This window comes from Enterococcus gallinarum NBRC 100675 (genome assembly GCF_001544275.1).
Taxonomy (GTDB): Bacteria; Bacillota; Bacilli; order Lactobacillales; family Enterococcaceae; genus Enterococcus_D; species Enterococcus_D gallinarum.
In genome coordinates this window covers 239,926-249,012 of the sequence record NZ_BCQE01000001.1, presented here as the reverse complement: position 1 = coordinate 249,012, position 9,087 = coordinate 239,926, and the positions used below count along the sequence as shown (strand labels likewise).

The window sequence follows — 9,087 nt, the reverse complement described above, 5'->3', positions numbered from 1 at the left end:
AAGGCACGAAAAACCTATATTTATATCTGTCATTATTTTGGTATGTATTTTTAATCTGGTATTAAGTGCCGTTTTGATTGTTGGCTTACCAATTTTAATTTCAGAAGTATTGGAAATGTCTGATACGTTATATGGATTTTCACAAGCGTCACTTTCTTTAGGTGGATTATGTGGTGGCTTTTTGACGGCAATAGTGGCAGAAAAATTAAAACTTAAAAATTTGTATGTTCTTTTATTGATTTGCTCTGCTTCTGTATTTTTAATGGGAATTTCACTTTTACTAGGATTACCAGAAATAATATCTTATTGGGTGATTACGCTAATGTGTTTTGTTGCTATGGGTGTGTCTACATTATTTGTAGTACAAATATATACTGTGGTACAAATGCAAACACCACCAGAATTAGTTGGTAAAATCATGGCAACATTAGTTTCTGTTGCTATGTGTGGTCAGCCGATAGGACAAATGACTTACGGTATTCTATTTGATGTATTTTCTGAAAATGCTTGGATAGTAATGCTTATAGCTTCTATCGCTTCGATTTTAATTACATGGTATTCAAGACAGGTGTTTAAACAATTAGAATACTAATATATGAGGTACAAAAATGAGAATACTAAAAAAGCAGGATATTAAAAATATGCTAAAGGTTGGGGCAAAAGCTAGAGGCGTGTCGGTATCAGAGTTTAGAGCCGAGATACAGGAAAACATTGACAATGCTGTGAATAGTCAAAACCCAGTGGTGCAGAAACATTTTAAAAAGTATTTTGGTAATAAGATACCTACACCAGAAGAATACATTTACACAATCACAAAGAAAACTAAGATTTAAGTGCTTATCCTGCTTCCTGCGGAGCAGATCAGCAGGATAGCTTATGAGAGGAAAAAGAAAACGAGAAGCCTATTTGCTTCCCGTTCCCTTGTATTTCATGATACCGTCAATCGTTCCTTGAATGATTTTGAGTTCTTCATCTGTCAGTTCATCAAGCGATACGTCTATCTGTCTGCGGATTGTAGATTTTTCCGCTTTCTCCTGCGGATAGAAGTATTCATCAACAGAGATATGGAACATTGTCACTAAATCATGAAATAACTGGAAGCTGGGGTGTTTCCCTATATTCTCAATATCTGCGATATGACGTTCTCCGTAAAAGACCTTATCGCCTAAGTCATTACGGGAAAGCCCAGCTTTCTCTCTCGCTTCTCTGATTGCCAGTCCCAGCGGACGGAAATCAAAACTGTGCGTGTCTTTCTTTTTCCTCATTTTAAATCACCTGTCATGAGTTTATACTTCATGGCACATGATTAGAATGTGTTAAAAACGCATATATTATGCGTTAATAATTCATATCAATATTACCTTGACGGTAAATAAAAAAAACCGTTCTAGGGTAATATCTTTTTCCATGTCTTTCAATTTGATTAGGACGGTTTTGGATAACCAGAGCTGTCCTTTTCTTTTGCACTCACGGTACAGCTCTGAATAAGGGGGTTGTGCTATGATTGCATACCAGCGAATACGCCAGTATTCACAACTGAATAACTGCCTTACAATGGTTATCCAGTCAATACACCTTAAACATGAGTTAAAAATTCATATCGTAAACATAACAAAAACAGTCTGTTGGTACATTCATGTGCTGATTGACTGTTTTTGTTATTTATGAGAAGTTCAATATTTTTTTGAATTTCTTTCTTATACAGGTTAGCAAATCACCCACTCCTGTACCGATGTGGGGCGGAAAGAGGGATAGATACCTTTTACGTCTGGACAGAGAGGGGGTGAGATGATGAAACCGTCTGACTTCCAAAAAACAATCCAGTGTCAGTTTGACTGTAAGCTCAAACGTACTGTTAAGGGCGTTATCTGGAATTATAAAAAGGAATTAAAACGTCGTAAAGATAAAGAAATTCCTTTCTGTGAGCTTCCAGAAATCGTTGTTGAAAAGCTGGCTGTATGGGACGAGTACATGAGTGACTATACCGTGTTTGAGGTATGCGGTGTTGAAATCCGAGTGCTTGATGAAGAACTTTCAGAAGCATTAAAGCAATTATCGGAACGTAACCGTGAAAATCTTCTGATGTACTACTTTCTGGAAATGAGCGATACAGAAATTGCAAAAGCACAGAAAATTTCCAGAGCAGGAGTTTTTAAAAACCGTTATAGAGCTTTACAAAATTTAAAGAAAACACTGACAAAGGAGCGTGAATGAAACATGAAAAAAGGGTACAAACTTCCACCCTATCGACTTATTTCATCTGCTGTGGACGGAAATGAACAGTCTATTGAAAGAATACTGGCATTTTATGACCCGTACATATCAAAATGCTGTTTGCGTCCTCTGTATGATGAATACGGTAATGTTTATATCGTAGTAGATATGGAGCTTAAAGGACGTATCAGAGAAGCTATTATCAAAATGATTTTAGACTTCGATATTGGTACAGTTCCAACAGAAGAATAAAGCAATCATGGCAGGGCATGATTTGTTGAAATCCCCTCTTTCCTGTCCTGCCCTCTGCTTTTACACATGAGAGCCTATGGCTTTCGCCACTGTTCTTTGACAAGTGAATAAAGCAGACAGATACGTTTGTGATACAGCGAGCCACGGGGACTGTACGCCACGACCTTTTCCATAAGGGGAAGCGAGCGACCCATGCAGTGATCCGAGAGTGACCGTTGGAAAAGTCGCTTTGCCACGACCTGTATTCACAGAATAATGATACACCCGCATGGTGCGGTTCTGCCCACAGGAATGGGAATGGCTGAAATGCCAGTGGAGCTTGCCAAAGCCGTCTGTCTGCTTCCATAAGACACACAGTAAAGGGGGTGCATACTTATGAACAATACTGATGTGCCTATCTGGGAGAAGTACACGCTGACGATTGAGGAAGCGTCAAAATACTTCCGTATCGGGGAAAAGAAATTGCGTAAGCTGGCAGAGGAAAACCTCGACGCTGGCTGGGTGATTGTGAATGGAAACCGTGTGCAGATTAAGCGAAAACAGTTTGAAAAAATCATTGATACATTAGACGAAATCTAATGTCAGCGAGCCGTAGGTATGGTATAATAAAGTATAGCGTATCAACGGCTCATTCCTTGACGGAAAGGAGCTTCGCACTATGTCTAATGTAAAGAGAAAAGACAGCAAGGGACGCAATTTACGACTTGGAGAGAGCCAGAGAAAAGACGGAAGATACGTTTACAAATATACCGATATGTACGGGCAACCACAGTTTGTCTATGCTTGGAAACTTGTTCCGACAGACAAGACACCCGCTGGGAAACGTGAAGATTTGTCATTGAGGGAAAAGCAGAAAAAGATTAAGAAAGACCTCGACGACGGTATCAATACCATAGGTGGGAAAATGACAGTCTGCCAGCTCTACGCAAAGAAGAACAGCCAGAGAAAAAATGTGAAACGCAACACAGAAAAAGGTCGCCAGTACCTTATGAAAATTCTGGAAAACGACCCTCTGGGTGCAAGGAGAATTGATACGGTGAAGCTATCGGACGGTAAGGAATGGGCTATGCGAATGTATGAGAATGGCTTTTCCTACAAGACGATTAGCAACTACAAGCGTTCTCTGAAAGCGTCATTCTATATGGCGATTGAGGACGACTGTATCAGAAAAAATCCTTTTAACTTCAAATTGAGCGACGTTCTGGAAGATAATTCAGAACCCAAAGTCATTCTCACGCCAGAGCAGGAAGAAAAATTGCTTGCCTTTATGGAACAGGACAAGACGTACAGCAAGTATTATGATGAAGTGGTTATTCTTCTGGAAACGGGGCTTCGTATCTCTGAATTTTGCGGTCTGACAGTCCATATTGATATGGCGAACCGTATCATCAATGTAGACCATCAGCTATTGAAAGACAGCGAAATCGGCTACTACATTGAAACACCTAAGACCAAAAAAGGAGAACGCCAGCTTCCAATGACAGAAAGAGCCTATCAAGCCTTTAAGCGAGTGTTACAGAACAGAGGAAAGGCAGAGCCTATCGTTATCAATGGTTACAGCAATTTCCTGTTCCTAAACCAAAAGGGCTTCCCTAAAGTGGCTGGCAACTACGAAAGTATGTTGCGTGGGCTTGTGAAGAAATACAACAAGACACATAAAGACCAGCTACCAAACATCACACCGCACTCATTCAGACATACCTACTGCACGAACATGGCAAACAAAGGAATGAACCCGAACACCCTGCAATACATCATGGGACATTCAAACATCACCATGACATTAGGGTACTACGCACACGGTACTTTCAATTCAGCAAAAGCAGAAATTGAAAGACTGGCTCTTGCTTCTTAAATCGGTGATTGTACTACTCATTTACTACTTTTGGTTGCATTTTCATGCTGGTAAATGCCAGCTTATGCAGAGTATCTTCCAAAAGGAAAATGCCGATAAAGCCCTAAAATACAGGCTATACCGACATTTACCAGCTTATGAAAAGATAATCAGAAATTTAGTGAGTTTTTCTAATAAAAAACTATTGAAGCCAGTCCCGTCAGTCATTTGAAAAAGGATTTGAAATTAAAAGATTTGATCATGTTGGGTATTGGCGCAATCATTGGCACAGGGATCTTTGTTGTGACCGGTGCAGCTTCAGCTGTATATGCAGGTCCAGCGTTGATCTTGTCATTTGTCTTAGCGGCCTTTGTCGTTATCTTATCAGGTCTTTCTTTTGCGGAGTTTGCTTCGCGTATCCCCGTACTAGGTGGTGCCTATTCATACGTTTATGTTGTATTTGGCGAGTTTGTCGCGTGGCTCGCCGGCTGGTTTCTGCTATGCGAGTTTATGCTGGCAGTTGCCTCGGTGGCTTCTGGCTGGTCCGGTTATGTCCAAGGGTTTTTGACAAGTATCGGTGTGCGTCTACCAAAAGCACTGACTGCTGGCTATAATCCTAGCGAAGGAACGTACATTGATTTGATTGCAGGATTAGTGATTATTTTTGTGACGATTTGGGTAAGTCAAGAAGCCAAAAAAGCCTTACGATTGAATAATGCTATGGTTTGGGTCAAATTTGGGATCATTGCGCTTTTTATCTTTTTCGGTGTATTTTTTGTGAAGCCAAGCAACTGGCAGCCTTTCATGCCTTTTGGTTTCTCGGGAGTCTTTAATGGGGCAGCGCTTGTTTTCTTTGCTTTTTTGGGCTTTGATGCGGTAGCAATGGCTGCGGAAGAAGTTGAAAATCCGCAAAAAGACGTGCCTCGGGGAATTATCGGCTCAATTGCGATCGCCACCTTGTTGTATATCGTGGTAACGCTGATTTTGACTGGAATCGTTCCCTTTACCGAATTGAATGTAAGTGATCCAGTAGCTTTTGCCATGCGATATATCGATCATGGCGTGATTGGTTCAGTGATTTCCGTTGGCGCCATTCTGACGCTATTGACAGTGACAATCTCCATGATGTATTCATTGGCACGTTTGCTTTATGCTATCAGTAAGGATGGCTTGCTGCCAAAATCACTGCAAAAAATCGATCCGAAACAAAAGACACCGAAAAAAGCGACTTATGCGGCTGGGATCGTTGCTTTCTTTTTTGCCGCGGCTTTTCCATTGAATATTTTGGCAGAATTAACAAATATCGTAGCGTTGGCCTATTTGATCTTAATGTCATTGGGAATCATCAAGCTGCGCAAAATGATGGGAATGCCCAAAAAAGGGGAATTCAAGGTGCCGCTGGTGCCTCTCTTGCCATTACTATCTGTTGCTAGCTGTTTGTTCTTGATGACACGATTGCAGATGGCGACTTGGATCGTCTTTGGCATTACGATCGTCATTGGTTTGCTGATCTATTTTATGTATGGGTACCGCAACAGTGCATTGAATGAACAAAAACAAGAGCGTTAGCAGATGCTAACGCTCTTGTTTTTGTTCATGTCTTGGCAGGAAACCAAAGCGGTGACACTGTAAAAAAACGAGCCTCTGAGAGATTCCCAGAGGCTCGTTCAGCTAATAGAAAACAGTATGCGTCTGCCTGAATTATTTGTTTCCAGTCAAGTCTAACAAGCGATCTTTGAGGTCTTCTTCCAAGTGACCCAATTCCACTTCGGCCGCTCGGCGTTTTTCTTTTCCTTCTTTTTGGATACGCAATGTTTCCTGAATCGTTTCGACAAGATCGTTTTGCGTTTTTTGCAGCGTTTCGATATCAACGATTCCTCGTTCGTTTTCTTTAGCTGTTTCGATCGCAGAGACCTTCAGCATTTCAGAGTTCTTACGTAAGAGATCATTCGTTGTTTCCGAAACTTGACGTTGTGCAGTAACCGCATCTTTTTGACGCAATAAAGTCAGTGCGATAACGACTTGGTTTTTCCATAAAGGAATCGCTGTATTGACAGATGCTTGAATCTTTTCTGCCAATGCTTGGTTGGTATTTTGGATCAAACGGATCTGAGGTGCTTGTTGGATCGTGATCTGACGGGCCAAGCGCAAGTCATGGGTCCGCTTATCTAAGCGATCCAAAAATTGTGTATAGTCATTGGCGATCTGTACATCCATCTGATCATTCGTTTCTTGTGCTTTTTTCATTGCTTCAGGAATAATCGTTGTTTGTAGTTCTTGCATTTTTAACTCACCGGCAGCAATATAGATATTCAATGCGTCGAAGTAATCTTTGTTTTTTTGGTAAAGCTGTTCCAACATCAAATTGTCTTTTAACAGACCGTCTTTTTCTTTGTCTAATTTAACAGCGATTTTATCGATTTGAGCACCGATTTTTTGGTATTTAGCGGTGATCTCAAAAATCGATTGTTTGACTTTGCCAAACATCCGTTTGAAGAGATTGCCTTCTCCTGCCCGTAATTCATCTGGATTAGCTTCTTGCAGACGATACATCAACTCTGTCAATGAATCACCGACAGGTCCGATATCTGCTGCTTGCACATGATTCAGCATCGATTGAGAGAATTCTCCCAGCTTGGTTTGAGCAGCTGCGCCATAGGTGATGACTGCTTGTTGATCGGTTGGATCAATCTTATTCGCTAACTCTTGTGCCTGCGCTTGTCGCTCAGGTGGCAATTTATCAATTAAGCGAGAGGCTTTTTGTTGTTCTTGCAAGGCATTGATCTCTGCCTGTTGGGTTGTCGTCAATGTATCGACAGGGGTTGCAAATGGATTATTCAATAGATCATCAAGAGTATCGTTTACTGGTTTAACTTGATTTGGTGTCTCCGTCATTCTAACTCCTCCTAAGTCTTGTTTCGAAAAAAATCTAGCCTGGGCTAGATTTTTTTTTTGGATCGCTTCATTCGAAGATCGAGCAAAGGAATCCATCCCTATTCATTATCTCGTTTTATGCTTTGTTTGGCAATGGATAACTCGATATCAAGATCATCTAAATCATCTGCCACAAACTGCTGATAATCTTTAGCGATCAACGAGGCCATTTGTTCAATGATTTGAGTGCTTTCTTCGATTTTTTCATAGGTTTCACGGCTTTTAATCTCATGTTCATTGATCTCAATGAATTTGTCTGTCAAATCAACCATGTTCGGCAAATGGGTGTAAAGAAAATGACTCGCCGAATGTAATTTCGTCGGTTCTTTGACCAATTCTTTGAACAGTGCTTTCGAAGCGCGTAATGCATCATGACGCAAGTCGATCGCTTTTAATTTATTGCTGCGGTTGATGTTTTTTTGTAAATGCTCGATCTGTTGTTTGGTTTGATTCATGGTTTCTCGGAACAGTTCGATTTCACTTGGAGACATACCGCTTTTCAAGTAATGCGCTTCTTTTTCTTTCGTCAGTATAGGTAACACATTGGGATTTGCTTCTACTTTACGCCCCTTCAGACCGATAAATACCAGAATCGCGCCAACGATCAGCAACAAGACAGTAAATAAATCAGTGCCTGTGGAACTGATAAAGGCAAAAAGTGTGATTACAGCGATCGCAGAAACGATCAGCCAAATATTTTTTTTCATTTTTCCTCCTCCTAAAATTCTTTGGACAAGTAATATAGGGATTGTTCGACATCCTTATTTTAGCATGTTCACTAGTAGAAAAATATCAGACTTGGGGTGGATTTTCCGATATTTAGTAAAATCATAACCTTTCTTGCTCTTTCTTAAGGAGATATTTTTGAGAAACTATGCTAAAGTATTTTGTAGAAAAGACGTTAAAGGTCAGGTGAAAAAATGTTAACCTATAAAGATTTTGAAGAAAAAACGATTGCCAGAAACGAGATTTTTCATGGGAAAATCATTGATGTCGTTGTTGATGATGTGGCATTACCAAATGGCGGTACTAGCAAAAGAGAGTTGGTCTTTCATCCAGGCGGTGTTGCAGTGATCGCTGTGACGGAAGAAAATAAAATGATCTTTGTCCGCCAGTTTCGCAAGCCATTAGAGAAAGTCATTTTAGAGATTCCGGCAGGCAAGATCGATCCAGGAGAAGGTGCACAGCCCGAATTGACTGGTGCTCGTGAATTAGAAGAGGAAACCGGCTACCGAGCATCAACGCTGGAACATGTGCATTCGATGTACCTTTCCCCGGGCTTTGCTAATGAAGTGCTGCATTTGTTTCACGCGAAACAATTACAAAAAGTAGAGAACCCGCTGCCTCAAGATGAGGATGAAGTATTGGAAGTGTATGAATTGACGATGGAAGAAGCCAAAGCAGCAATCGCAGATGGAACGATCTGTGATGCAAAAACGATTTTTGCGATTCAGTTTTGGGAGCTTTTAGAATTGAAACGGAGGAACAGCCGTGCCTAAAGAACCACTGATCACCCGCTCTGAATTGCGTCGACGTCGTGAAGAAGAAATGGCTGCTTCCGAGCGAAATCAAAAGATCGTTGCTAAGCAAGCAAATAAAGAGTGGAAGCAAAAAGAAAAGCAAATCGACAATCATTATCGGAAAGTCCGTAAAAAAAATAAAGCGATCACTAAAACGAGAGCAGGAGAAAATCAGAAGTCCCGCAACTTGAATACTTTTTTGATCAAAGCAATCGTGGTAGTGGCATTGCTGCTGATCGTAGTTGCATTAGCGATCTTTTTGCTTTAAGGAACACGATTAATCGAGTTTATTCGTTGATCAGCGCATGTATCTAATCAAAAACCAGCACGCAG

General features: G+C 40.7%; 13 protein-coding genes. 9 read left to right on the top strand and 4 right to left on the bottom strand.

Translation table 11 applies throughout. From position 1 onward, the window contains the following. Both EG2_RS19085 and EG2_RS01155 read left to right on the top strand, forming a co-directional pair. On the top strand, positions 1 to 592 hold a 592-nt coding region (locus tag EG2_RS19085; protein WP_218002385.1), incomplete at its 5' end, for an MFS transporter. Positions 593 to 608: 16 nt separating this feature from the next. Beyond that, positions 609 to 833: a hypothetical protein gene (locus EG2_RS01155; RefSeq protein WP_021421705.1), complete on the top strand. Its 225-nt coding sequence runs from the start codon at positions 609 to 611 to the stop codon at positions 831 to 833. Positions 834 to 902: 69 nt separating this feature from the next. Here the strand turns inward: EG2_RS01155 and EG2_RS01150 are convergent, their stop codons facing one another. Then, on the bottom strand, positions 903 to 1,265 hold the full coding sequence (locus EG2_RS01150) for a helix-turn-helix transcriptional regulator (protein ID WP_032509185.1): 363 nt from the start codon (positions 1,263 to 1,265) through the stop codon (positions 903 to 905). 526 nt (positions 1,266 to 1,791) lie between these two features. On the opposite strand from EG2_RS01150, the gene EG2_RS01145 reads away from it, so the two are divergent. Then, entirely contained in the window at positions 1,792 to 2,214 is a 423-nt protein-coding gene (locus EG2_RS01145) for an RNA polymerase sigma factor (RefSeq protein WP_021421704.1), read from the top strand. 3 nt (positions 2,215 to 2,217) lie between these two features. Beyond that, positions 2,218 to 2,466: a helix-turn-helix domain-containing protein gene (locus EG2_RS01140; RefSeq protein WP_021421703.1), complete on the top strand. Its 249-nt coding sequence runs from the start codon at positions 2,218 to 2,220 to the stop codon at positions 2,464 to 2,466. Between the two features lie 60 nt (positions 2,467 to 2,526). Here the strand turns inward: EG2_RS01140 and EG2_RS18245 are convergent, their stop codons facing one another. Then, the gene (locus EG2_RS18245) at positions 2,527 to 2,736 is read right to left on the bottom strand and encodes a hypothetical protein (protein WP_071870105.1); all 210 of its coding nucleotides are present in this window, start codon (positions 2,734 to 2,736) and stop codon (positions 2,527 to 2,529) included. A 105-nt stretch (positions 2,737 to 2,841) separates the two neighbouring features. Between EG2_RS18245 and EG2_RS01135 the strand changes: the two genes are divergently transcribed. From EG2_RS01135 to EG2_RS01120, 3 genes are all read left to right on the top strand, one after another. After that, positions 2,842 to 3,045 (top strand): excisionase, encoded by a 204-nt coding sequence (locus EG2_RS01135; RefSeq protein ID WP_021421702.1) that lies wholly within the window; start codon positions 2,842 to 2,844, stop codon positions 3,043 to 3,045. Positions 3,046 to 3,124: 79 nt separating this feature from the next. Beyond that, positions 3,125 to 4,321 (top strand): tyrosine-type recombinase/integrase, encoded by a 1,197-nt coding sequence (locus EG2_RS01130; RefSeq protein WP_021421701.1) that lies wholly within the window; start codon positions 3,125 to 3,127, stop codon positions 4,319 to 4,321. Positions 4,322 to 4,504: 183 nt separating this feature from the next. Then, a complete protein-coding gene (locus EG2_RS01120; protein ID WP_060813142.1) occupies positions 4,505 to 5,869 on the top strand; it encodes an APC family permease in 1,365 nt (454 codons plus the stop codon). A gap of 132 nt (positions 5,870 to 6,001) precedes the next feature. Here the strand turns inward: EG2_RS01120 and EG2_RS01115 are convergent, their stop codons facing one another. Further along, complete coding sequence (locus EG2_RS01115; RefSeq protein ID WP_003128483.1) at positions 6,002 to 7,195, bottom strand: toxic anion resistance protein; 1,194 nt, start codon at positions 7,193 to 7,195, stop codon at positions 6,002 to 6,004. 98 nt (positions 7,196 to 7,293) lie between these two features. Continuing rightward, a complete protein-coding gene (locus EG2_RS01110) occupies positions 7,294 to 7,941 on the bottom strand; it encodes a 5-bromo-4-chloroindolyl phosphate hydrolysis family protein (RefSeq protein WP_003128484.1) in 648 nt (215 codons plus the stop codon). A gap of 213 nt (positions 7,942 to 8,154) precedes the next feature. Between EG2_RS01110 and EG2_RS01105 the strand changes: the two genes are divergently transcribed. Both EG2_RS01105 and macP read left to right on the top strand, forming a co-directional pair. Beyond that, entirely contained in the window at positions 8,155 to 8,733 is a 579-nt protein-coding gene (locus tag EG2_RS01105; RefSeq protein ID WP_060813141.1) for an NUDIX hydrolase, read from the top strand. Beyond that, on the top strand, positions 8,726 to 9,022 hold the full coding sequence (gene macP / locus EG2_RS01100) for a cell wall synthase accessory phosphoprotein MacP (RefSeq protein ID WP_003128486.1): 297 nt from the start codon (positions 8,726 to 8,728) through the stop codon (positions 9,020 to 9,022). Before EG2_RS01105 ends, macP begins: the two co-directional genes overlap by 8 nt. Positions 9,023 to 9,087: the final 65 nt, after the last annotated feature.

Coding starts and splice junctions, on each gene's coding strand:
- EG2_RS01145 (WP_021421704.1), top strand. CDS start 1,792: ATGAAACCGTCTGACTTCCAAAAAACAATCCAGTGTCAGTTTGACTGT.
- EG2_RS01115 (WP_003128483.1), bottom strand. CDS start 7,195: ATGACGGAGACACCAAATCAAGTTAAACCAGTAAACGATACTCTTGAT.
- EG2_RS01130 (WP_021421701.1), top strand. CDS start 3,125: ATGTCTAATGTAAAGAGAAAAGACAGCAAGGGACGCAATTTACGACTT.
- EG2_RS01135 (WP_021421702.1), top strand. CDS start 2,842: ATGAACAATACTGATGTGCCTATCTGGGAGAAGTACACGCTGACGATT.
- EG2_RS01155 (WP_021421705.1), top strand. CDS start 609: ATGAGAATACTAAAAAAGCAGGATATTAAAAATATGCTAAAGGTTGGG.
- EG2_RS01150 (WP_032509185.1), bottom strand. CDS start 1,265: ATGAGGAAAAAGAAAGACACGCACAGTTTTGATTTCCGTCCGCTGGGA.
- EG2_RS01110 (WP_003128484.1), bottom strand. CDS start 7,941: ATGAAAAAAAATATTTGGCTGATCGTTTCTGCGATCGCTGTAATCACA.
- EG2_RS01140 (WP_021421703.1), top strand. CDS start 2,218: ATGAAAAAAGGGTACAAACTTCCACCCTATCGACTTATTTCATCTGCT.
- EG2_RS18245 (WP_071870105.1), bottom strand. CDS start 2,736: ATGCGGGTGTATCATTATTCTGTGAATACAGGTCGTGGCAAAGCGACT.
- EG2_RS01105 (WP_060813141.1), top strand. CDS start 8,155: ATGTTAACCTATAAAGATTTTGAAGAAAAAACGATTGCCAGAAACGAG.